This window comes from Pseudomonas sp. G.S.17, from assembly GCF_038096165.1.
Taxonomy (GTDB): Bacteria; Pseudomonadota; Gammaproteobacteria; order Pseudomonadales; family Pseudomonadaceae; genus Aquipseudomonas.
This window is the reverse complement of the sequence record NZ_CP151076.1, coordinates 3,933,207-3,956,905: the sequence shown is the minus strand read 5'-3', so window position 1 is coordinate 3,956,905 and position 23,699 is coordinate 3,933,207. Positions and strand designations below refer to the sequence as shown.

Annotated in this window: 19 protein-coding genes and 1 pseudogene; 11 read left to right on the top strand and 9 right to left on the bottom strand. The window is 58.9% G+C overall.

Annotated elements, in window-relative coordinates; all coding sequences use genetic code 11:
• Positions 1-23 precede the first annotated feature (23 nt).
• On the bottom strand, positions 24-2,537 hold the full coding sequence (locus AABC73_RS18625) for an ABC transporter permease (RefSeq protein ID WP_341520433.1): 2,514 nt from the start codon (positions 2,535-2,537) through the stop codon (positions 24-26).
• The gene (locus tag AABC73_RS18620; RefSeq protein ID WP_020289274.1) at positions 2,537-3,220 is read right to left on the bottom strand and encodes an ABC transporter ATP-binding protein; all 684 of its coding nucleotides are present in this window, start codon (positions 3,218-3,220) and stop codon (positions 2,537-2,539) included. The genes AABC73_RS18625 and AABC73_RS18620 overlap by 1 nt, the downstream gene beginning before the upstream one ends.
• A 10-nt stretch (positions 3,221-3,230) precedes the next feature.
• Here AABC73_RS18620 and AABC73_RS18615 point away from each other — a divergent pair, with 10 nt between their 5' ends.
• From AABC73_RS18615 to AABC73_RS18605, 3 genes are all read left to right on the top strand, one after another.
• Positions 3,231-3,836, top strand: coding sequence for an arylesterase (locus tag AABC73_RS18615; protein WP_065834588.1), 606 nt, complete (start codon positions 3,231-3,233; stop codon positions 3,834-3,836).
• Between the two features lie 57 nt (positions 3,837-3,893).
• Complete coding sequence (locus tag AABC73_RS18610; protein WP_065834589.1) at positions 3,894-4,187, top strand: hypothetical protein; 294 nt, start codon at positions 3,894-3,896, stop codon at positions 4,185-4,187.
• 82 nt (positions 4,188-4,269) lie between these two features.
• Positions 4,270-5,232 (top strand): L,D-transpeptidase family protein, encoded by a 963-nt coding sequence (locus tag AABC73_RS18605; protein ID WP_341520432.1) that lies wholly within the window; start codon positions 4,270-4,272, stop codon positions 5,230-5,232.
• A 196-nt stretch (positions 5,233-5,428) separates the two neighbouring features.
• On the opposite strand, the gene oprI is transcribed toward AABC73_RS18605, so the two are convergent.
• The gene (gene oprI / locus AABC73_RS18600) at positions 5,429-5,680 is read right to left on the bottom strand and encodes an outer membrane lipoprotei OprI (protein ID WP_002553018.1); all 252 of its coding nucleotides are present in this window, start codon (positions 5,678-5,680) and stop codon (positions 5,429-5,431) included.
• 609 nt (positions 5,681-6,289) lie between these two features.
• Here oprI and AABC73_RS18595 point away from each other — a divergent pair.
• Entirely contained in the window at positions 6,290-6,571 is a 282-nt protein-coding gene (locus AABC73_RS18595) for a GNAT family N-acetyltransferase (protein ID WP_020289269.1), read from the top strand.
• 73 nt (positions 6,572-6,644) lie between these two features.
• Here the strand turns inward: AABC73_RS18595 and AABC73_RS18590 are convergent, their stop codons facing one another.
• Positions 6,645-7,721 carry a 3-deoxy-7-phosphoheptulonate synthase gene (locus AABC73_RS18590; protein WP_065834591.1) on the bottom strand — a complete coding sequence of 359 codons (1,077 nt, stop codon included), beginning with the start codon at positions 7,719-7,721 and terminating at the stop codon, positions 6,645-6,647.
• Positions 7,722-7,975: 254 nt separating this feature from the next.
• On the opposite strand from AABC73_RS18590, the gene AABC73_RS18585 reads away from it, so the two are divergent.
• The 5 genes and pseudogenes from AABC73_RS18585 to cysB all read left to right on the top strand — a co-directional run bounded on the left by AABC73_RS18585 (position 7,976) and on the right by cysB (position 11,928).
• Positions 7,976-8,311: a thioredoxin family protein gene (locus AABC73_RS18585; RefSeq protein WP_341520431.1), complete on the top strand. Its 336-nt coding sequence runs from the start codon at positions 7,976-7,978 to the stop codon at positions 8,309-8,311.
• Positions 8,312-8,341: 30 nt separating this feature from the next.
• Positions 8,342-9,298, top strand: a complete 957-nt coding sequence (locus AABC73_RS18580; RefSeq protein WP_341520430.1) for a putative 2-dehydropantoate 2-reductase — start codon at positions 8,342-8,344, stop codon at positions 9,296-9,298.
• A 20-nt stretch (positions 9,299-9,318) separates the two neighbouring features.
• A pseudogene (locus AABC73_RS18575) lies at positions 9,319-10,225 on the top strand (5'-nucleotidase).
• Positions 10,226-10,319: 94 nt separating this feature from the next.
• Positions 10,320-10,814: a universal stress protein gene (locus tag AABC73_RS18570; protein WP_341520429.1), complete on the top strand. Its 495-nt coding sequence runs from the start codon at positions 10,320-10,322 to the stop codon at positions 10,812-10,814.
• Positions 10,815-10,953: 139 nt separating this feature from the next.
• The gene (gene cysB / locus AABC73_RS18565; RefSeq protein WP_065834596.1) at positions 10,954-11,928 is read left to right on the top strand and encodes an HTH-type transcriptional regulator CysB; all 975 of its coding nucleotides are present in this window, start codon (positions 10,954-10,956) and stop codon (positions 11,926-11,928) included.
• A gap of 114 nt (positions 11,929-12,042) precedes the next feature.
• Here cysB and AABC73_RS18560 read toward each other — a convergent pair whose 3' ends face one another.
• On the bottom strand, positions 12,043-12,777 hold the full coding sequence (locus tag AABC73_RS18560) for a phosphoadenylyl-sulfate reductase (RefSeq protein WP_065834597.1): 735 nt from the start codon (positions 12,775-12,777) through the stop codon (positions 12,043-12,045).
• A gap of 160 nt (positions 12,778-12,937) precedes the next feature.
• Between AABC73_RS18560 and thrH the strand changes: the two genes are divergently transcribed.
• The gene (gene thrH / locus AABC73_RS18555; protein ID WP_341520428.1) at positions 12,938-13,555 is read left to right on the top strand and encodes a bifunctional phosphoserine phosphatase/homoserine phosphotransferase ThrH; all 618 of its coding nucleotides are present in this window, start codon (positions 12,938-12,940) and stop codon (positions 13,553-13,555) included.
• Between the two features lie 875 nt (positions 13,556-14,430).
• On the opposite strand, the gene pabB is transcribed toward thrH, so the two are convergent.
• From pabB to AABC73_RS18535, 4 genes are all read right to left on the bottom strand, one after another.
• Positions 14,431-15,774, bottom strand: a complete 1,344-nt coding sequence (gene pabB / locus AABC73_RS18550; protein ID WP_341520427.1) for an aminodeoxychorismate synthase component I — start codon at positions 15,772-15,774, stop codon at positions 14,431-14,433.
• A 66-nt stretch (positions 15,775-15,840) separates the two neighbouring features.
• Positions 15,841-20,787 carry an RHS repeat-associated core domain-containing protein gene (locus tag AABC73_RS18545; protein WP_341520426.1) on the bottom strand — a complete coding sequence of 1,649 codons (4,947 nt, stop codon included), beginning with the start codon at positions 20,785-20,787 and terminating at the stop codon, positions 15,841-15,843.
• A gap of 39 nt (positions 20,788-20,826) precedes the next feature.
• Positions 20,827-21,312, bottom strand: coding sequence for a hypothetical protein (locus tag AABC73_RS18540; protein WP_341520425.1), 486 nt, complete (start codon positions 21,310-21,312; stop codon positions 20,827-20,829).
• A 31-nt stretch (positions 21,313-21,343) separates the two neighbouring features.
• The gene (locus AABC73_RS18535; protein WP_341520424.1) at positions 21,344-21,937 is read right to left on the bottom strand and encodes a hypothetical protein; all 594 of its coding nucleotides are present in this window, start codon (positions 21,935-21,937) and stop codon (positions 21,344-21,346) included.
• A gap of 262 nt (positions 21,938-22,199) precedes the next feature.
• Here AABC73_RS18535 and AABC73_RS18530 point away from each other — a divergent pair, with 262 nt between their 5' ends.
• On the top strand, positions 22,200-23,681 hold the full coding sequence (locus AABC73_RS18530) for a hypothetical protein (RefSeq protein ID WP_341520423.1): 1,482 nt from the start codon (positions 22,200-22,202) through the stop codon (positions 23,679-23,681).
• Positions 23,682-23,699: the final 18 nt, after the last annotated feature.

Below are 23,699 nucleotides of genomic sequence, written 5' to 3'. Positions count from 1 at the left end.
ATCAGCGAAGCAGCCATCAGCATTCAACCCTCGCGCAACACCGTCAGCGGGCTGACATTCAGCGCCCGCCGCGTGCCGAACACGCCTGCGCCACCGACCAGCAGCGCACCCATCACCGGCAGCAACAGCAGCCACGCGTGGGGGTACCAGACCAGATCGAAGGCGTAGCGATACAGGGCGAAGCTCACCAGCTCACAACCCAGCGCCGCCAGCAAACCACTCACCGCGCCCAGCAAGCCGAACTCGATACGCCGCGCCTTGACCAGCAACGCTCGCTCGGCGCCTAACGCACGTACCAGCGCGCCCTGGCGGATGCGCTCGTCGAGGGTTGCCTGCAAGCCTGAGAACAGCACCGCGATGCCCGCTGCCAGCACGAACAGCAAGACGAACTGCACCGCCAATGTGACCTGATCGAGGATGCTGCGCACCTGTGCCAGCAACGCTTCGACGCCCAGCAGGCTGATCGACGGGAACGTGCGCGACAGGTCGACGATCTGTTTGTCCTTGCCCGGCGGCAGGTAAAAACTGGTCATGTAGGTGGTGGGCAGATCCTGCAGAGTGCCGGGTTCGAAGATGATGAAGAAGTTGGGCTGGAACGTGTCCCAGTTGATGTCCCGCAAGCTGGTGACCACAGCGTCACGGGTCAGCCCGCCGACATTGAAACTCAGGCGATCACCCAGCTTGATGCTCAGGCTGTCAGCCAGCTTGGCCTCCACCGAAACCCCCGGAGTCGTCGCGGCGGAGGCGTCGGCCGGGGCCTGCCACCAATTGCCGGCCGTGACCTTGTTACCTTCCGGCAAGTCAGCGGCCCAGGTCAGGTTCAGATCCCGGCGCGTGGCATTTTCGCCTCGGGAATCCTTGGTGACAAAATCGCTGACCGGCTTGTCATTGATGTTCATCAAACGGCCCGGCACGACGGGGTAAAGCGGCGCCGAATGGGTCGAGATCTGCGTCAACTGTTGGCTGAAGCGGTCCTTGTCATCAGGCAGCACGTTGAGCACGAAGTAATTCGGTGCGTCCTTGGGCAGCTGGTTTTGCCAAGTGTCGAGCAGCTCGCCGCGCAACAGGGCGATCAAGCCCATCGACAACAGGATCAGGCCGAAGGCCAGGGATTGTCCTGCTGCGGCCAGTGGATAACGCAGTAACTGACCCAAGCCGAGACGCCACGGCAACGAAGCGCCCGCCAGCAAGCGACGCAGGCTTTTCAAGGCCAGCAACAGCAGACCGCCGAGGACCACGGCGGCAATCACGCCGCCGCCGAGCAAGGCGAACGTCAGCACCAGATCCAGGCTCAGCCGCCACATGATCAGGCCCAGCGCCAGTAACGCGGCGCCGTACACCAGCCAGGAACTGGCGGGGATTGGCAGCATGTCCCGGCGCAGCACGCGCAAGGGTGGAACCCGGCCCAAAGCGGCGAGTGGCGGCAGGGCGAAGCCGGCCAGTGCCACCAGTCCGGTGCCGATGCCAGCCACTGCGGGCATCAGGCCGCCCGGCGGAACGGCGGCAGGCAGCAAGTCATGCAGCAGGGCAAACAAGCCGAGTTGCGCGCCCCAGCCCAGTAACGCGCCGCTCAGGCTGGCCAGCAACCCGAGCATCGCCAGTTGCAGGCTGAACAGCAGCAATGCTTCATTACGCGACAGGCCCAGGCAGCGCATTAGCGCGCTGGCATCGAAGCGCCGCACGGCGAAGCGTGATGCCGACAACGCCACGGCAACCCCGGCCAGCAACACGGCCACCAGACTCGCCATGTTCAGATAGCGTTCAGCCTTGCCCAGTGCGCCGCCGATCTGTTGGCTGCCATCACGAGCGTCCTTGATTTCCTGATGGGGTTCCATGCCCGGTTCGATGGCCTTGCGATAGGCGGCGAGGGCTTCAGGCGGGCCGCTCCACATTTCCCGATAGCTGACGCGGCTGCCCGGCTGCACGACGCCGGTGGCCTGCAAATCCGCCAGATTGATCATCACTCGCGGCGTGAGGCTGTAGAAATTACCGGCGCGGTCCGGTTCGTAGGTCAGCACCCGAGTGAGCTTGAGGGTTTTCGAGCCGACATCGATGTCATCGCCGATTTTCAGGTCAACGGCGGGAAACATCCGCGACTCGGCCCAGGCTTCTCCGGGTTTCGGGCCTTGGCTGACTTGTTCGGGTTGATACAGATCGGCGGCGCTTTTCAGTTCGCCACGCAGTGGGTAAGCAGTGTCGACGGCTTTGACGCTGGACAGCTGAATGCCAGCATCGGTGGCAATCACGCTGGAGAAAATCACCACTTGGGAATGATCCAGCTTGAGCGCCTGGCCTGCCTCGATCTGCTGTGGCTTGGCCGGGCTCGATCCTTCAAGCACCAGATCGGCGCCCAGAAACTCCGTGGCGCGCATCAGCATGGCGCCGTTCAGGCGGGCGCCGAAATAGCCGATGGCGGTGCTGGCGGCAACGGCCACCAACAGGGCGAAGAACAACACCCGCAATTCACCGGCGCGGGCATCGCGCAGCAGTTGGCGGACAGCAAGGTTGAGCAGGCGAACAAAAGGCAGGCGTGCCATCAAGGCTCCAGTGGGGCGACCAGACGGCCACCTTCGAGTCGGATCAGGCGTCGGCAGCGGTGGGCCAGACGTTCGTCGTGGGTAACCAGAACCAGAGTCGTGCCGCGCTCCTTGTTCAGTTCGAACAACAGATCGCTGATCCGTTCGCCGGTGTGACTGTCCAGATTGCCGGTGGGTTCATCGGCGAACAGCACGTCAGGGTCGGCGGCAAAGGCGCGGGCAATGGCGACCCGCTGCTGTTCGCCACCGGAAAGCTGGCGCGGCGTGTGGGTCAGACGTTTGCCGAGGCCGACCCGCTCAAGCAGCACGCGGGCCTGTTCGCGGGCGTCGTTGCGGCCTTTGAGTTCCATGGGCAACATGACGTTTTCCAGCGCATTCAGGCTGTCCAGCAACTGGAACGACTGAAACACAAAACCCACGTGTTCGGAGCGGACCCGGGCGCGCTGGTCTTCGTCCAGCTCGCTGAGGTTGCGTCCGGCCAGAACCACGGCACCGGCGCTGGGCAGGTCGAGGCCGGCGAGCAAACCGAGCAGCGTGGACTTGCCCGAACCCGAGGCGCCGACGATGGCCAGGCTGTCGCCCTTGTTTAGTTCCAGAGAGAGTTCGTGCAGGATGGTCAGGTCACCTTCGGTGCTGGGGACCACTTTACTGAGGCTCAGAGCACTGAGAATACTTTCACTCATGGAGAATCCGATGCGTGCGTGGTTTTTAAGTGCTGGCCTGGGGTTGCTGCTGCTGTCACAAGGAGCGGCGGCGGGCACGGTGTTGATCGTTGGGGATAGTATCAGCGCGGCTTTCGGCCTGGATACCCGCGTGGGATGGGTATCGCTGCTGGAACAACGCATGAAACAGGAAGGTTTCACCGACAAAGTGGTCAATGCATCCATCAGTGGCGACACCAGTGCGGGAGGTCAGGCGCGGCTGCCTGCGCTGCTTGCAGAGCATAAGCCGGAACTGGTGATCCTTGAGTTGGGCGGCAATGATGGCCTGCGTGGCCAGCAGCCAGCTTCTTTGCAACAAAATCTTGCAACGATGATCGACAAGTCCCGGGAGGCGGGCGCCAAGGTCTTGCTGCTGGGCATGCAGATCCCGCCCAACTATGGGCCGCGCTACACCAATGCGTTCAAAGCGGTCTACAGCACCCTGGCGGAAGAGAAAAAGGTGCCGCTGGTGCCGTTTTTCCTTGAAGGCGTGGGCGGCATTCCCGAGTTGATGCAGGCCGATGGACTGCATCCGGCTGCCGGAGCCCAGGGCAAGTTGCTGGAAAATGTCTGGCCGACGTTAAAACCGCTGCTTTGAGGCTTTTCTAGCGGGGGGCTTTCGGCTAAGGTGGCGCCCCCCGATCTGGAGCCCTCCATGCCCCGTCCCGCCTGGTCCCTGTATGCCTATCAACTGATCGAGCCTGATGAACAGCTCGACCTGTTCGCGTGCCAGGAAGTAAAGGTGCATCTGGTTGCCCGGCAACTTGAGCTGGGCGGTACCATCGACCGGACGCTGTGCGGCACGTTGCTGCCGGCTCAGCCGCGTTGGTCGGCGGTGGAAAGGACGGTATTTCGCGACGAGCGCTTGTGCTCATTGTGCCGTGCCATCGTCGAGGCGCAGAAGCGCGGGACACGGCCGATCTGGCCGGAATTGCGCTTCAACGAGTAATAGCACGCCGCCTCCCGATTGCCTTGGCAGCGGTGTACAATTCGCTTCTTTCTACCCGCCGTCGTTGCCAAGGATTCCCCGGATGTTGTCGCGCATTCCAGCCGTTACCCGCTGTCTGTCGCTTGCTGCACTGTGTGCGGCGGGCTCCGTTTCCGCTTTGGAATTTCCCCTGCCACCGCCTGGCGAAGATATCGTCGGCCAGGTGCAGACGGTTACGGCCAAATACGAAGACACCTTCGCCGACCTGGGTACCCAGTACGATCTGGGTTATCTGGAGATGATCGCGGCCAACCCGGGCATCGATCCATGGCTGCCGGGCGCTGGCCGGCAAATCGTCTTGCCGACCCGCTTCGTGCTGCCGCCGGGCCCGCGCGAAGGGATCGTCATCAACCTCGCCGAGTACCGCCTTTACTACTATCCCAAAGGCCAGAACGTCGTACACACCTATCCGCTGGGTATCGGCCGCGAGGGTTGGGGTTCACCGATTGCACTGACCAAGATCATCGCCAAGACGCCCAACCCGACCTGGACGCCGCCGGCTTCGATTCGTGCCGAGCACGCCGCTGATGGCGATCCGTTGCCAGGCGTAGTGCCGGCCGGGCCTGACAATCCGCTGGGCCCCTTCAAGTTTGGCCTGGGCTTGCCCGGTTACCTGATTCACGGTTCCAACAAGAAATTCGGCATCGGCATGCGCACCAGCCATGGCTGCTTCCGCATGTACAACAACAACGTGCTCGAACTGGCGGGCATGGCCCCCGTTGGCACGCCGGTGCGGATCATGAGCGAGCCCTACAAATTTGGTATTAGCGGCGGCAAGGTTTATCTCGAAGCGCACACACCGCTCGACGAAAGTGGCAATCCGTCAATCGTGGACAAGCACACGGCGGTGATCAACGCCTTGCTCAAGCGCGAAGACCTGGCCAATAACCTGCGCATGAACTGGGATCTGGTTCGCGACGTAGTGGCCGCTGAAGATGGCATGCCGGTAGAGATCGCGGTGCCGGGTTCGGCGGTGGCTGCGAGCAATCCGGTGCCGTTGCAGTAAAACGGGCTCGGGTTACTGGCTCTCGTTGGAGCGAGGCTTGCCCGCGAACCAAGCACTGCGCTGTAGCAACGCACCGCGTTCTTGTTTTTCGCGGGCAAGCCTCGCCAACAGGATTTGCGCTAGCCAACCAAAAAATCGCAGGCACAAAAAAGCCGACCCGGAACCGGGTCGGCTTATCAATAATCCCGAGGGATTATTACTTGCGGCTAGCCTTGTCCAACATACGCAGAGCGCGCTCGTTGGCTTCGTCAGCAGTTTGCTGAGCTTTTTGAGCAGCAGCCAGAGCTTCGTCAGCCTTGCGATAGGCTTCATCAGCGCGTGCTTGCGAACGAGCTGCTGCGTCTTCTGTAGCTGTCAGACGAGCTTCGGTTTCTTTGGATACGCTGCTGCAACCGGTGGCCAGAACTGCAGCCAGAGCCAGAGCAGAGAATTTCAGAACGTTGTTCATCGTGTTCCCCTTCAAGGACTTTTTTTCAATTTAGTCATCTCTCGAAAGTGAGAAAATGACCGGCGTACATACTACCCATTGTTTGTAGTAAGTAAACTGACCAAGCGCAAGAAGCAGACAAATTTCTTGGCTTTGAGAGTGTTCGGTGAAACTTCTCATGCGGTTTGTCTTGAATTATCGCTGGCTGGCGACTGTTTAGTTTAGGTTGATGGCGAAGCGCAGAATTGCCGGGCCGGCCAAAGAAAGTGCCTTCGCTGCATTCAAGGGTAGTAAACGACTCACACCTTTGCCATTAACGCCTGCAGCTAATTGCCCATGCGTTTACCAAGTCTGCGCGTGACTTTCAACGGGCCAGCACGTCTCAATCGACAAGATTCGGTGAGGATCGGCATAACTATCTGAGTCATCAGATGTTCAATCGCGATTTTTTGCGGTCGACACGCTTGAGCATATTCCCCAATGACGCCTACTATTTGCAGGTGCTCTTTTGTTGGGATCAGCAAAGCTCTTCTCGGTGTCCAAAACAGGCACGGGGTGGCGTAGATGTTCCTTCGCCGGAAAAACATCGGTAAGGTAGGGGTCCAATTCCAAGACCCGCGAGGAGTAGTGATGAGCGAGGCGTTGTCCATCCACCATGATCAGAACGGTCACCAGTTCGAGATCAATATTGAAGGTCACCGTGCCTACCTGACCTATATGGACCTGGGTAAGCAGACTCTGGATATTTACCGGACCTTCGTACCCAATGCCCTGCGTGGCAGGGGTATTGCTGCGGCGCTTACCGAGCAGGCGCTCGATTATGCCGACAGAATGGGATACACCGTGATTCCGTCATGTTCCTATGTCGAGCGTTACATGGAACGTAACCAGCGCCAGGCCGCCAAGATCTGACTTACGCCTTCGACTGACCGTGCAATGAAAAACGCCGAGCATTTGCTCGGCGTTTTTGTGTTTGCGTACGGGCTTAACCGCGTTCGCGCTTGGGCAGCACATCCTTGAGTTTAGCGTGCATGCTGCGCAGGGTTTTTTCGGTGCTTTCCCAATCGATGCAGGCATCGGTCACGGATACGCCGTATTGCAGTTCAGACAGATCTTTCGGAATTGCCTGACAACCCCAATTCAGATGACTTTCAACCATCAGACCAATAATCGATTGGTTGCCTTCCAGAATCTGGTTGGCAACGTTTTCCATGACCAGCGGCTGCAGGGCCGGATCTTTATTGGAGTTGGCGTGGCTGCAATCGACCATGATGTTCGGCTTGATGTTGGCCTTGTTCAGCGCCTGCTCGCAGAGCGCGACGCTCACCGAGTCGTAGTTTGGCTTGCCGTTACCGCCGCGCAGCACCACGTGACCGTAGGCGTTGCCCTTGGTGGTGACGATGGAGACGCCGCCTTCCTGATTGATGCCGAGGAACCGGTGCGGGCTGGAAACGGACTGCAAGGCGTTGATCGCCACGGTCAGGCCGCCGTCGGTGCCGTTCTTGAAGCCGACCGCCGAGGACAGGCCCGAAGCCATTTCCCGGTGAGTCTGGGATTCGGTGGTGCGTGCGCCGATGGCCGACCAGCTGATCAGGTCCTGCAGGTATTGCGGGGAGATCGGGTCGAGCGCTTCGGTTGCGGTCGGCAGGCCCATTTCAGCGAGGTCCAGCAACAGTTGACGACCGATGTGCAGGCCATCCTGAATCTTGAACGAGTCATCCAGATACGGATCGTTGATCAGACCTTTCCAGCCGACGGTCGTACGCGGCTTCTCGAAATAGACGCGCATGACCAGATACAGTGTGTCGGACACTTCCGCAGCCAACGCCTTGAGGCGTTCGGCGTATTCGTGGGCAGCCTTGATGTCGTGGATCGAGCACGGCCCGATCACCACGAACAGGCGATGATCCTTGCCGTCGAGGATGTTGCGGATAACTTCGCGGCCCTGGCTCACGGTGCGCAAGGCGGCAGCGGTGAACGGGATTTCACGCTTGAGCTGATCCGGCGTGATCAGAGTCTCGTTGGAAGAAACGTTGAGGTCGTCAATCGGTAGATCAGCCATCGTGTTCTCATCAGGTCACGGTGCTGGCCGCCAACGTAGCCCGTGCGGCGAAGCCAGCATGATTGGAGCGCAGCGGGGAGCGGAACCTTAGCGCGTTAGGCCGTTGTTCGACAATGGGCAAACACGGCTTTATCCCCTTGTAATGGCTGGATGGTCACTGTTAACGCAGGTTTTTTCGTCTGCGGGCGCTACAAGGATATTTGCAAGCGCCAGCGGGGAAACGGATAGTGTGCAGCCTTACAGGAGGCGTTTTCTTGGATCAGCTTGAACTGAGCGACTTTGATGTCGACCAACAACTGCTGCAATTGGCGGGTATTTCGCTGCTGATCTTCACCAGCGTCGGTTGTGCAAGCTGCCGTTATGCCCGGCAACAGCTGCCCCGGCTGGATTTACCCGTGCAGCGACTGTGCTGGATCGATGCCGAGGAAAACGGCGGGGCTGTGGAACGCTATGAAGTGTTTCATCTGCCGGCACTGTTCATCGTGCGCGACGGCGAGTTTTTCGGGGCGCTGGGCACGCAGCTCACCGACAGCGCAATCCGCGCCGCCTTGAGCCTGGGATTGACCCGTGAACCCGATGAACTGCCATGAGCCCGGCAATCAACAAGCAAGGAGATCGGCATGAGCCATGAAGTGACGCGACCCCGAATCGGAATTATCGGCACCGGCGCCATCGGCGGTTTTTATGGCGTAATGCTGGCGCGTGCCGGTTTCGACGTGCATTTTTTGCTGCGCAATGAATTCGCGGCGATCACGCAACACGGCTTGCGAGTGGACAGCGCGGTGTTTGGCGAACTGACGCTGAATCCGGTTCAAGCCTATTCCTCCGCCGCCGACATGCCGCGCTGCGACTGGCTGCTGGTGGGCGCCAAGGCCACCAGCAACGCCGCCCTGGCACCTGCCGTTGCTCAAGCCGCTGCGCCTGGCGCCAAGGTGGTGGTCTTGCAGAACGGGCTTGGCGTCGAAGACAGTTTGCGCAGCCTGCTGCCTGATTCGCTGCATCTGTTGGGCGGCCTGTGTTTCGTCTGCGCGCACCGCACGGCGCCCGGAATCGTCGCGCATCAGGCGTTCGGAGCAGTGAGCCTGGGTTATCACAGCGGTTCGGCAAACGATGCAGCCAGCCAGCTTGTGCTGGTGGAAGAGGGTGCAAGCCTGTTCCGGTCCGCCGGCCTCGAGGCGCACGCCATGCCCAACCTGCAACAGGCGCGCTGGCAGAAGCTGGTCTGGAACATCCCCTACAACGGTTTGTCGGCGTTGCTGCAAGCCAGCACCGCGCCGCTGATGGCGGGCGCGCAGAGTCGCGAGTTGATCCAGGCGTTGATGGCCGAGGTGGTGCAGGGTGCTCAAGCGTGTGGCCACCTATTGCCCGAAGGTTTTGCCGACCATCTGTTCACCGTGACAGAGAAGATGCCGGATTATCGGCCCAGCATGTATCACGATTTTCAGCAGCAGCGCCCCCTCGAACTTGAGGCTATCTATGCCATACCACTGGCTGCGGCAGCGCAGGCGGGTTGTGACATGCCGCGTGTACGCATGCTGTATCAGGCGCTGGCTTTTATCGATGCACGAAACAGCTGATCAGGCTGCGAGGCGCAATCATGGCAAACGATCAAGGCAACAAACTGGTTCTGGCGATTTCCTCCCGCGCCTTGTTCGACCTGCGTGACAGATCATGCGATCTACGTGGCCGACGGCGTCGCGGCGTACCGCAAATACCAGATCGCTCATGAAGACGAGATGCTTGAACCCGGCGATGCGTTTCTGCTGGTGCAGAAGCTGTTGAGCCTCAACGCGAGCATGAGCAAGGCGCGGGTCGAGGTCATTCTGGTTTCCCGTAACAGCGCCGACACCGGCCTGCGAATTTTCAATTCGATTGAGCATTACGGCCTGGACATTACCCGTGCGGCGTTCGTCGGCGGCCGCAGCCCTTATCCTTATCTGGCTGCCTTCGGTTGCCATCTGTTTCTTTCGACGCACGCCGAGGATGTGCGCAGTGCGCTGGATGCCGGTTTCGCGGCGGCGACCATTCTCTCAGGTGGTGCGCGGCGTGCTGCCAGTGCCGAACTGCGCATTGCCTTCGATGGCGATGCCGTGCTGTTTTCTGACGAGTCGGAGCGGGTTTACCAGTCGGGCGGTCTCGAAGCCTTTCAGGCCAGTGAACGCCAGTCGGCCCGCGAGCCGTTGCGCGGCGGTCCGTTCAAGCCATTCCTGGCGGCGCTCAATCTGCTGCAACGCGAGTTCCCCGAAGAGGCCTGCCCGATTCGCACCGCGCTGGTCACGGCACGTTCGGCGCCTGCTCATGAACGGGTCATCCGCACATTGCGCGAATGGGACATCCGTCTGGACGAGTCACTGTTCCTGGGCGGTCTGGAAAAGTCGGCGTTTCTTGAAGCCTTCGCGGCCGACGTGTTCTTCGACGATCAACCCGGCCACTGTGAAAAAGCCCGTGATGTGGTTGCCACTGGCCACGTACCACACGGCATCAGCAACGAAATAAAACGTTGAACTTTTGCCCCTCGAACGGGTAATCACCGTCGCACTTTTTGGCGCGCTGCTAAGCTGAATCCATCTCCGCCATTCTGGCTGTTCGGGAGGTCGTATGATTCGTTCGATGCTGTATGCCACTGACCTGAGTCTGTATGCGCCCTATGTCATGCAGCACGCGCTGGCACTTGCTCGAACCTTTAACGCCGAGCTTTATGTGATCCATGTGGTTGAGCCGATGGGGTTGTTTGCCGAATCTGTACTACAAAGTTATCTGAGTGAGGATGCGCTGAAAGAACTGCATCACCAGGGGCTCAACACGGTGCTGGATGGCATCGAGCAGCGGGTACTGGACGGATTTCGGGAGGAGCTGGGGGAAGGGCATCAGGATCTGGCCTTGATCCGCACCGTGCGGGTTGTGCAGGGCGATCCATGCAACGTGATTCTGGAGCAGGCGCAACAGCTTGAGGTCGACCTGCTGGTAGTGGGCAGTCACAGTCACGGAACAGAAGCCGCTGCACCGATTGGCCGCACGGCGGCCAGGGTTTTGCAGCTATCGGAGGTTCCGGTTTACATGGTGCCGGGGTGGAGCAAGGGCGCGCGCCGGTGAGATGAGACGCAGACGTAAAATCGAGCGTGCCTTTGGCGCTCAAAAGTGATAAAAAGTTCTAGTTGTCTTGTTCTCACCATTAATCCAGTTATATAGCGTCGCTGATGCCTTGGGCGTCTTCCTGCTTTGAGGGACACATATGAAGCTTCAACAATTGCGCTACATCTGGGAAGTGGCGCACCACGACCTCAACGTTTCAGCGACGGCTCAGAGTCTGTATACCTCTCAGCCCGGAATCAGTAAGCAGATTCGTCTGCTGGAGGACGAACTGGGTGTCGAAGTGTTCGCCCGCAGCGGCAAGCATCTGACCCGCGTCACCCCCGCCGGTGAGCGCATCATCACCACTGCCGGTGAAATCCTGCGCAAAGTGGAGAGCATCAAGCAGATTGCTCAGGAATTCTCCAACGAGAAGAAAGGCACCCTGTCGATTGCGACCACGCATACCCAGGCGCGTTATGCGTTGCCGCCGGTGATCAGCAATTTCATCAAGCAATACCCGGACGTGGCGCTGCACATGCATCAGGGCTCGCCGATGCAGATCGCGGAAATGGCCGCTGATGGCACCGTGGATTTCGCCATTGCCACCGAGGCACTGGAGTTGTTCGGCGATCTGGTGATGATGCCGTGCTATCGCTGGAACCGTTGCGTTGTCGTGCCTCAAGGCCACCCGTTGGCCAAGGTGCCGAAGCTGACGCTGGAAGTGCTGGCTGAGTACCCGATCGTGACTTACGTGTTCGGTTTCACCGGTCGTTCCAAGCTTGACGAGGCCTTCAGCCATCGCGGCCTGACCCCTAAAGTGGTGTTCACCGCCGCCGACGCCGACGTCATCAAGACTTACGTGCGCCTGGGCCTGGGTGTCGGCATCGTGGCGAAAATGGCCGTGGATGCCAAACTCGACAGCGATCTGGTGATGCTTGATGCCAGCGACCTGTTCGAGGCCAGCATCACCCGCATCGGCTTTCGTCGCGGCACTTTCCTGCGCGGCTTCATGTGCGACTTCATCGAGAAATTCGCCCCGCACCTGACCCGTGAGGTCATGGCCAAGGCGATTCAGTGCCACAACAAGCAGGAACTGGAAGAGTTGTTCGACGGCGTGGAATTGCCGGTGCATTGATTTAATCAAGTGGGAGCGAGCTTGCTCGCGAAGAGGTCAGTAAACCAGGCAGATTTTTAACCTGAAATACTGCTTTCGCGGGCAAGCCTCGCTCCAACGGGCTCCGATGGGTTCTCAAACCTTCGCGATCAGATTCCCCGAATGCAATCCGCATTCCTTCTGCGTGGCTTCTTCCCACCACCAGCGGCCTTCACGTTCATGCTGGTTCGGCAGCACCGGGCGCGTGCAGGGCTCGCAACCGATGCTGATGAAGCCGCGTTCGTGCAGGCTGTTGTAAGGCAGTTCCAGCATGCGGATGTAACCCCAGACTTCTTCGCTGGTCATCTGCGCCAGCGGGTTGAATTTGTACAGGGTGCGTTCCGGCGTTGAAAACGCGCTGTCGATTTCCAGTGCCGCGACGTGGCTGCGGGTGCCGGGGCTCTGGTCGCGACGTTGCCCGGTGGCCCAGGCCGTTACGCCCGCCAGCTTGCGTCGCAGGGGTTCGATCTTGCGGATGCCGCAGCACTCGCCATGACCGTCGCGATAAAAGCTGAACAAGCCCTTTTCCTTGACGAAGGGTTCGAGCTTCTGCTGATCCGGGGTCATGATCTCGATGTCGATCTTGTAGTGCTCGCGCACCTGCTCAATGAAACGATAGGTTTCCGGGTGCAGGCGGCCGGTGTCCAGGCTGAACACCTTGACGTTCTTGTTCAGCTTCCAGGCCATGTCCACCAGCACCACATCCTCGGCACCGCTGAAGGAAATCCACAGGTCATCACCGAAATGCTCAAAGGCCAGTTTCAGGATGTCCTGCGGGGACTTGTTGGCGTAAGTCGCGGCGAGACCGACGACGTCGAAGGGTTGGCTCATCAGGCGGTTTCCTAAAGTTGGCGCTTAGGCGCTCGTAATGACGGGGATGTTAACAAAATCTTTCGCCGAGTTGGCCGGTTTGCTGTTGTTGCGCTGAAACAGCAACAGCCCCTAAAGTGCCGGTTCTTTTTGACGATGAAGTCCCCTCGAGGAGTGTCCTGTGGAAATTGCCTGTCTGGACCTGGAAGGCGTGCTGGTCCCGGAAATCTGGATCGCCTTTGCTGAAAAAACCGGTATTGAATCGTTGCGCGCCACCACCCGGGATATTCCCGACTACGACGTGCTGATGAAGCAGCGCCTGCGCATCCTTGATGAGCACGGCCTCAAGCTTTCGGATATTCAGGAAGTGATCGGCACCTTGAAGCCGCTGGACGGCGCCATCGAGTTCGTCAACTGGCTGCGCGAGCGTTTTCAGGTGGTGATTCTGTCGGACACGTTCTATGAGTTCTCCCAGCCACTGATGCGTCAGCTGGGCTTCCCGACCTTGCTCTGTCATCGCCTGATCACCGACGAGACCGACCGGGTTGTCAGCTATCAGCTGCGTCAGAAAGATCCAAAGCGTCAATCAGTACTGGCGTTCAAGACCTTGTACTACCGCGTTATCGCTGCCGGCGACTCGTACAACGACACCACGATGCTGGGCGAAGCCGATGCTGGCATTCTGTTCCACGCCCCGGAAAACGTGATCCGCGAATTCCCGCAGTTCCCGGCGGTGCATACCTTTGAAGACCTGAAAAAGGAATTCATCAAGGCCTCGAACCGGGATTTGAGTGTGTAAGCCGCACCCTTCACCCCTGGAACCGAATTTATTTTCGCGAAAAGGCCGGTGCAAACGCTGAAGATCTTCCTCGGCAGACCCGACGCCTTCCCGGACAAGTTCGGTCCTACCGAGCCATACAACCGGTAGGACCGGACTTGTCCCCGAAAAGGCCGGTGCAAACGCTGAAGATCTTCCTCGGCAGACCCGACGCCTTCCCGGACAAGTCCGGTCCTACCGAGCTATACAAACCGGTAGGAGGGGACTTGTCCCCGAAAAGGCCGGTGTGAACACTGAAGATCTTCCTTGGCAGACCCGACGCCTTCCCGGACAAGTCCGGTCCTACCGAGCTAAACAAACCGGCAGGAGGGGACTTGCCCCCGAAAAGGCAGGTGCAAACGATGAAGATCTTCCTCGGCAGACCCGACGCCTTCCCGGACAAGTCCGGTCCTACCGAGCTATACAAACCGGTAGGAGGGGGCTTGTCCCCGAAAAGGCCGGTGCAAACGCTGAAGATCTTCCTCGGCAGACCCGACGCCTTCCCGGACAAGTCCGGTCCTACCGAGCTATACAAACCGGTAGGAGGGGGCTTGTCCCCGAAAAGGCCGGTGCAAACGCTGAAGACTTCCTCGGCTGACCCGATGCCTTCCCGGACAAGTTCGGTCCTACCGAGTAACACGCAACCGGTAGGAGGGGACTTGTCCCCGAAGAGGCCGGTGCAAACGCCGAGCTATACAAACCGGTAGGAGGGGACTTGTCCCCGAAAAGGCCGGTGCAAACGCTGAAGATCTTCCTCGGCAGCCCCGACGCCTTCCCGGACAAGTCCGGTCCTACCGAGCTATACAAACCGGTAGGAGGGGACTTGTCCCCGAAAAGGCCGAGGCGGTTCAGGGGTATCAAAGCCCTTCCAGCGTCTCCAGCAACACGCGCACCTTGGTAATCGATTCCTGATGTTCGGCTTCGCAATCGGAATCGGCCACGATGCCGCCGCCGCCCCAGCAGGAAACCTTGCCGTCCTTGACCAGCAAGCTGCGAATGGCGATGGAGCTGTCCATTTCCCCGCGCACATCCAGGTACAGCAGCGATCCGCAGTACAAGGCACGCCGCGTGGGCTCCAGTTCGTCGATGATTTGCATGGCGCGAATCTTCGGTGCGCCGGTGATCGAGCCGCCAGGGAAACTCCCGGCAATCAAGTCCAGCGGGTCATGATCCTGCGCCAGTTCGCCAGTCACGCTGCTGACCAGATGATGCACGTTCGGATAGCTTTCCAGGCTGAACAGCTCGGGGACTTTCACCGAGCCAATCCGGCAACTGCGGCCCAGATCGTTGCGCAGCAGATCGACAATCATCAGGTTTTCCGCGCGGTCCTTGGGGCTCGCCAATAGTTCTTCGGCATAGGCCTTGTCCTCGGCCGCATCACGACCGCGCGGGCGCGTGCCTTTGATCGGTCGGGTTTCGACCTGACGCTCGCTGACCTTGACGAAGCGCTCCGGCGACAAGCTGAGGATCGCGTCGCCATCAGGCAAGGCGATATAACCGGAAAACGGAGTAGGGCAGGCCGCGCGCAACACGCAATACGCTGCCCACGGGTCGCCTTTACAGTCGGCCTGAAAACGCTGGGCGAAGTTGACCTGATAACAATCGCCCGCCTGGATATACGCCTGGATACGCGCAAAGGCAGCGCGATAGTCATCGGCGTCCAGATTGGCCTTGAACGCTGAGGTCAGTTGGAATTCAGCGGTATCCGCGTCGGCGGGTTGCGTGAACAACTCCAGCAATCGCTGCCCTTCGCCGGGCTCCAACGAGGGATGGCAGACCAGCTGCGTGGTCCGCGCCTGATGGTCAGTGATGACCGCCCAGGCGTACAGCCCAAGGCGGGCGTCGGGCAATTGCAGATCATCGACCGCATGCTCGGGTTGCGGCTCCAGACGGCGACCGAAGTCATACCCGAGGTAACCCAGCAGCCCGCCAGCAAAAGGCAATTCACTGCCCGCCGGTAATTGCGCCGGGCCCAGTCGCGCAAGGCTGTCGCGCAGACGCTGAAAAAAACCGTCGCCGCTTTCCTGAGGTTCCGCCACCAATTGCTCCAGCGGCCAGGCGCTGAACACATCGAACCTGCCACGCTCGGCGCTCGGGCGGCCACTGTCCAGCAGGATAGCGCCAGGGGCGTGGCGGATCCGACCGAAGTCATCGGCAGGGTTGGGGCAATAGGGCAACGGGGCAATGGAACAGGTTGGCATGCCAGGCTTCTGATCGGCGGCGCGGGCGGCGATTGTAGCCGCCCGCGTGGCTGGGGCCTACCTCATTCAGATGTACATCGACGTCTGGCCGGTATATTCCCACCTTCCCCGACTGTTTTTCCTATAGTTGCCAGCAGTGATGGCGTTACGTCCAGTTATCGCTGCTGCAGGAGGAGCAGGAGCAGCAACCAGACCAGTCGGAGCATTAGCAGAAGACAGGCTTCCCACGCTGGCTCGGGGTAAACCTGAACCTCCAGCACCCTCGGTATTTGAACTGACAGATCCTCTACCAGACACAGAAGCGTTGCGGGACGGACTCTGAGAATAATCTACACTGGGTGTCCGCAATGCCCTGACATTTGCACCAGTTGCAGAGCTACGCGGCCCAATATTTGGCCCCGGACTACCCCCGCCAGCTCCACCGGTGCCGCTAATCGATCCTGGTGGCGAGGTCGAGGTCCCTACACTCGCCGTTGCAACGCCAGCACCTGATGCTGCAGCACCTGCTTTCGCTGCAGCAGCCGCTTTTACAGCTGCCTTAGCCACCCCAGCACCGCCGAAAGTCATCATTGCGCCTATCCCTCCCACTGTCATGCCAGCCGTGCCGAGATTAGGATCTTCCGTGATGACACCGGCCGTTTGTAGTCCAAGACCTACAGCCTGCAGCGCGATACCTCCGATGGCTAGCTTCATGCCAGCAGTCGCCAAAGGCGCACTCCAAGGGACAAAAGCTACCGTAACTCCCAGAACCACTGCAGCTACGCCAACCCCAAGCCACTTGGTCCAGCCACCGCCTTGCTTGGGCTGCTCAATCGGATCCACATACCCCGGATTGCCGCCGGGTCGTTCTTGTGTGCCCATCCGATGGCCGGTCGGGTCAGAGAAACTGATCGGATTGCCCATGCAGTACATGTAGGGATTGAGGCCACCCGCGCCGAACGGGCTGAGGGAGTCCGGGCTGTGGAACCGCATCAGGCTCGGGTTATAGACTCGATAGCCTCTTCCCAGCAGGTACCAGCCGCCGACTTCTTCACGCACTTCACCGTTGAACGCCAGCAGGCTGAGCAGTTCGTCATCGGCTTGTTCGCCATAAGCGCTATAGGATCGGGTCCGCACCTCGTTGTCGAACTGTCTTTCGCCAATCACACTGTTGCTGGCATCGGTCAGGAACAGCAACGTCCGGCTCTCATCGCCCTGCTGCTGTTGGCCGATGGGGCCGTCCTGGTCGTATAGGCATTGGATGAGGGTCTTGTCATGGACCGTATGGCTCAGGCTGTAGCCTTCAAAGAAGCGCAGGGTTTCGCTGCCATTGGCCTGAAGCACACTGATGAGGTCGTCGTGGCCGTCATAGCGATAGGCAATGATGGGCTGATCGTCAGCGCCTTTGACTTCAGTCAGGCGTCCCTGGCTGTTATAGCTCAACTGCCTGCCGCGTTCATCATTGAGCATGTGGCCATCGGCGTCGTAGGTGAACTCGGTACTGAGTGGATAGCTTTCGTGGTTGTGCGTCACCTTGATCAGCTGGCATGAGTCATCGGGGGCATGGGTGAAAATGGCTCTGTCACTGCTGCCATCCGCGAACTTGCTGAGGCAGAGTTTGATGTTGTTCAGGGCGTCGAACAGGAAGGTCTGTTCGGTAATCCGGTTGCCGTGGGCGTCGCTCGACAGCTCGCTGCCTTCGGCTTTGTAATTGTCCAGCCGACCCCGGGAATCATAGGTAAAGGTTTCCTTGCAGACGCTTTGCTCGCCGACAAGGCGTTCCCGAATGTGCAATTGATCGTCGTCGTACCAGGTCTGGGTGAAGGTGCGGACCGGGAGGTCGGGCAGATGCTGGGTGCGTCTGGTTTCCCTGCCGAGGGTGTCGTATTCCAGCTTGGTGAGCAGTGTTCTGTCGCTGTCCAGAAGATGAGTGGTGCTTTGCTGCAATTGACCCAGATTGTTGTAGGTGAATTCGGCCTGCAATTTACCCTGCGAAACCGACGCGACCCTGCCGCAGTCGTCGTATTCGTAGCGGGTTTCGAAGCCATCGGCGACGGTGCTGCTCATGGGGCGACCCTGCCGTGAGCTGACGTAACGGGTCTCCTGGGCCTTGCCCTCGATACCGGTGCGGCTTTGCAGTTGCAGATGACCGAAAACGTCGTAGGTGTACTGATTCTCGGGCTGATCGGGAACTCTACTGGTGCCAGTGATACGCGCGGTCTGGCTGTCGTAGCTGAATTCCACTTCGTTTGCGGCTGCGCCGTTGATGCTGATTTTGCGCGGTTGGGTTGTCAGGTCCAGGTCGTAGGTGTACTCGAAAACCTGCTTGCTGGGCGAAATGCGCTGGCTGGGTTGCACCCTATCCCCCGTGTAGCCGTAGGTTTCCACGCGAGGGCCAACGCTGATTTGGGTCAGTCGTTCCAGGCCATCGAACGCTTGGGTGCCGGGCGTAACCTCGGGCTCGGCAGTATTGCCGGGAGTGACGTGGATGTTTATGGGCAATTCGCTGCTGCTGTGATCGGCGAAACTGCGAGCCACGACGGTTTTATCGGGAAGGGTGGTGCTTGTCATGCGCTCAAATGCATCGAAGGCATATTCAGTCACCAGACTGCGGCCGCTGAGCTGTTGCGTTTGCTGGGTGCAATTGCCTTTGCCGTCGTATTGATAGAGCAGTGAGCCGACGGTCGCGCCTGTTTCATCCTGGCGAACGACAGAGTCCGGCTTGTTGAATACGTTGAATTCAGTAACGCTCAGGCCGCTTTTGATCGAGGGTTGCGTCGAGCTTTCTATCCAGGTGGTCTGCCTGACGCCGCGTTTGCCGAAAGGTGAGCGTTGCGTGACCGTGGCGACCCCGTCCGGCCCCACCACCCTGCATTCGTGACCCCAATTGTCGTACTCGATGGTGCTGGTCAGGGCCCGTTCCAGCGTTCCCAGCCAGTCATAATCGGTTTCGCTGACCAGATTGGCCCACGGGTCGTATGTCGCCGAGTAGGTTTTGCGGTAATCAACCGCATCTTGCCCAGGTTCCAGGCACTCCTCGAGAATCGTTCGATTGAGCCCGTCGAAGGTGCTGCGAATCTTGACGCCATTGACTTCCGTCAACTCCTGGCTTGCCTGCTGCCCCGGTTGGGAGGTCAAGGTATACGCGTAATGACGAGACGCGGCGAACGCGGTATCCGGGGCCACGGTTTCCAGAGTGACCCGGTTCAACGTGTCATATTCGTACTTGAGCAGAACCCCGTTGACGTCGGGCACGACCAGCGGTTTTCCCGTAAACAGTGACTGTTGCAGGGTTACGCTTTTGGACGTGCCATCAAACGCGGTCAGGGTTTCGACAATCTGGTCCACGGTTTCCCCAGCCAGGGCGCTCGGGGGTGTGCTGTAGCTGAACCCGGTGGTCGAGGTTTTCCCGTTGAGGGTTTCGCTTTGGCTTTTTGCCCGGCCATGCACCGCCGGATCTTGCGGTGCGTCGTAATAGTCGCGCTGGGTGTATTGCAGCGCAGCGACATGGTTGTCGTCGCTGCTGGTCAGGGTTTCCTCGGCGATCACCAGCCAATTGCCCGGGTCACTGGCGTTCTCCAGAGCCGGCAGCGCGCGGTAGGTGTAAACGAGGCGCAGAGCGGCGGCCTGGCCATGCTGCGACGCGGCGGGGAAGGTATGGTGTTCGTGCTGGTTGCGTACAAACCCGTCCGGGTCCGGCGGACAACCCTCAGCGCCGTCTTTGGGGTAATAGCTGAAGGTTTCGCGGATGCCATTGGCCTGGACCTTGCTGGTCAGGTTGCCGTATTCATCGAACTCAGTGCTTTCAACTTCGATGTGCAACTGGTTGGCGTCGTTGTCCAGTTCCCAGCGGTGGGTGACGGTTTTCGGCAGCTGGAACTGTGGTGGTTGGTTGTCGAAATTGGTGTCTTCGGCGTGGTAATCGGTCAGCACCCGTTTGACGCAGTGGTCCTGAACCGTCAGCTCCTCAGTCTGGAGATGAAATCGGTTATAGGTGCGGCTCACCGTGCGCAGGGTATTTGTGCCGTCTTTCAAGGTGGCGACCGAGCCATAGTCATAGTTATGGTCGACGTTATAGAGGTTGTCCTCGCCATTGTCGTCCCAGTATTGCAGGGCGTTGTGGCCAAGGAAGTTATTGTCGGTGTAGCTGTAGTTCACCTCGATCATAGGTTGCCCAAAACCGGGGTAGCTGCGGTGGCGATTGACCCGGGGCAATGGATCACGCGGCGCGCCGGGAAAGACGTGGCCCTGATCGAAATACTCGATGGTTTCCCGGCCACCTGCCGGGGTCTGGACTTCAACCAGGCAGGTGCGGCCAAACACCTGCTTGTAGCTGAAACGCCAGGAAGCTTTCTCCGGCGTTGGCAGGATGATGGCGGTGACTTCGCCGTCGCCATTGAGCTTCATCTCGAAAGTGGCCAGCGGCCCGCCGTTGGGCCCGCTGTCCGGATGCAGGTGCAGCTTGACGAACGAACCGCCGGGATCGCGCTCAACGCGCAGCAGCGTGGTGAAGGCATCGCTGACAGTACTCAACAACTGGCCGCCGTTGAACGGGACATACGTCAGGCTGACGGCATGGCCCGAAGGCGAGCTGATCGTGCGGGGCAAGGCGACCCGTTGCTTGCTGCTGCCGCCGGTGACCAGGATCTCTACCAGCCCGGACTTATGCACCACGCGGTAAGTCTCGTTGCCCTCGTCATGGAAGTGGAACGTGTCGAGTTTTTTCTCCTTGATGTCCGGTTGGGCTCCGCTGCCGGTGACCTTGAAATTCTCGCCGCTGCTCAGGGCCAGCATCTGGTCTTCAGGCGTGAACTGCGACAGGTTCAGGTTCCAGCCCATGCCGAAGCCGGAGTCGATCACGTTCAGCGGGTTGAACTGCAACTGCAGCGGCACGGCCGGACCGCAGAGTCGGTTGCTCTTGAGTTCCGGCATGTCCACGGACACGGTGTACTGGCCCGTGCGCGGATCGACGCAATGCTGCATAAAACCCATGAAGTTGAATGCATTGGAATGCACGGCACTGGAAGTAGTCATTGCCGGTAACCCTCTGTGGTGATCAATAATCAAGCAACCCTAAGCAGGGTCGGGTGGAGATGTGGCGGCACGGATGGAGACGCCTGACAGCGTGTCGCGTATCTGTGCATTGCCGTTTTTGCGGTATTTTCCAGTCAGCTGCAAACCGGGTTCGATGATGTCGCCCACAGCATAGGTGTCGATATATTCCAGCTCGATAATGATTGTTGAAGTTCTTTTGCGCGTGGTCACAAAACTAAACCAGAAGTTCTGATCTTCGCTTTCTATCGCGTCATCTCTATCAGCCAGTAATATTTTCGTGGCAGAGGGAAGATCAGTGAACTGAACAGTCCGCGCTGTATCGTTTTTGCAGGGGGAGTCAGACTCACGGAACCCATATATTTTCGTTTCGCCACTGCCACTGGCGGGCGCAGGCAGAGAGCAAGTCGCATTGTCTTTATCTCTGATGAGAATAGCGCCCGAACTGGCGACACTCGTTGCAGTGTTTGAGTTCGTTGCCGAAGATGAGCTTTTTTCTGTGTTCATGAGGGATATTCCTGGCGGACGAAACTATCAATCACCACAATGAGGCGCACTTGAATTTGGTGGGGTCCTCTTCGTCTCCCCAGTGCTGCCGAGAGGCAATGACCTTGTTGGCGGGGCATTCAAAGTCAGTTTCATGTGCATTGCCGGCACTTGTCCATTCGCTGTCCACGATGGTCCGCATGGCGTTGCCCCAGGCATCGATAACTGTGGAGCATTGATAGCTGGTGGGATCGTTTTCATCACCGACGTGTTTTCGGCCCGTCATGACTTTGTCTGTAGGACAGTTGTAGCTATGCAAACTTTCGTCATCAATCTTTTCCCAGGCTGCATCTGACGTCTTCAACTGCTGGAACTGATGCACTGAGGCGCATCGGTAAAAAGTGCCTTCTTCTTCGTCACCTTTATGTCTCAGTCCGACCATGACGCTAAAGTCCGAACACGCATATTCGTGGTCATGTTCATGGACTCCACCACTCCACGCCCATGGTTCAGTCGTCGCTGCAGCGTTGGGTTTAATCGCCGGTCTGGGAGCATCTTCGGCATGTGGCATGGGTTGAATCAAGCCTAGAGCGCTGAAGATCAAGGCGGAACATAGCCAGGTATGTTTGTTTTTCACGGCAGACATGAAACTTCCTGTTTTCACTTTATTTCTCCCTGGGGTACATAGGTTCGCAGCTAACGCCAGCCGTTCCCGAAGCCCGGTACTTTGCTGTTCGTTAACCACCGTGCAGCAGGTCTTTATCACCCATTTCAATTTACGGTAGACCCGATATCCGACTCTGACAACCTAGTAGTTTTGCTAGGTATACATCTCTGTCTGTCGGGTGTAGAACCTCCCTCAGGAAGCATTGGATCGCGTATTACAACCTCGGCATGGAGCCATGAGCATGAGCGAATCAGCCAGTGGGGAAACCGGACTTGCAGCCTTGCCTGATCAAGTTGCCCTGCCTGTTGCGCAAATAAAACAGTCTCACGACCTGGCGCTGGGAATTGACGATGTGGGTGATAGCGGCGCACTGGCGGTTGTGCCGATAGTTGCTGCGCTAGAGAACGGTGATTCCGTGACCTTATACTGGAAAGGTTTCTATGAGGGTTTTCCTCTGATCGACTGGTCCGGTGAGTTTACGTTTGATGATTCAACTACCAACGCTCCTGCGCTATTTAGCATAGATCGCTCAAATGTATTAATTATTGAAGACGGTTATGCCGAAATAAACTATCAGGTCAATTTCGCAAGCGGCGCTGAATCTGATGAGTCGCCAACGCAAACAGTGCACATTGTGCCGCCTGTTGCCGCACGTCTCGAAGCCCCTTATGTCGATGGCCACGATTCAAACCAGCCAATAGATTCCGGGCGTTATCCCGAAGGTATCACTGTGCAATTCGCGGCTTATCCCGGGGTGCAACTTGACGATCATGTCGTGCTTTACGGGGATGGCCTTCCGGAGGCTGGCAGCATCGTCATGGCATTGCGCATTGACGCCTCGCATATCGAAACCGGCGCGGTAGCGTTTTTAATTGGCCCCGAATGGCTGCTGGCCAATCAAGGCGAAAAAGTGGAGGTTTTCTATCAGTACGCCCGGCCCGGCGTTGCCGCGACCAGCGAAGCATTGAGCCTCAGCGTGCTGCTACCTTTGGATCTGCCGCCTGCCGTGGTGGAGGAGGCGCAGGCCGAGGGCCTTCCAGGCGAGAGCAAGGGCTATTTGCTTGCGCGCGACGCGACGTCGGGCGTCTATGTCAACGTCAGCGAGTCGGTCCTGCTTGGGGAAAACGATGACCTCGAAGTGCATTGGCAGGGTCATCCCTCTGGCGGGCGGCATATTGCGCAGACGCCGGTCAGTCCCGACGACAGGACACGTTTCTTGGTGCCAGCCAGCGCGGTTGCGGCCAATATGGGCGGGGACAGCAAGCGTTTCGACGTGTTCTACCGCTTTACACCCTTCAACGGGCACGCCCAGGATTCCCGACCTTTTCACTTACGTATCCAGCCGCTTGATCAGGAGCGGTACCCGACGATTCAGTGGCCCAGGTTGGCGGGCGCCGCCACATTATCTTTGAAATCCGTGGCGGCCAGTGGTGAAGATCTGCAGCTTGGTCTATGGCCATTTATGGCTGAAGGGCAGCTGGTCACCATTGAGGCGAGTGGCGTGGCCGCTACCGGCGCACCGACCCGAATCACTGTTCGCGATGCGCAGAGCGTATCGAAAACGGAGATGACCCAAAGAAAAGTGATGAGCAAGTTAGCCCGAGGGTTTCTGCAGACACTGATGATCGATCAGTACATCACCGTGACCCCGAAAATCAGTTTTGATGGCGGAGATACCTTTTTTTGGCTGCTAAGCAATAACGGCGTGAAGCTTGTTGATTGAAGGTTCAACGGCTCGGAC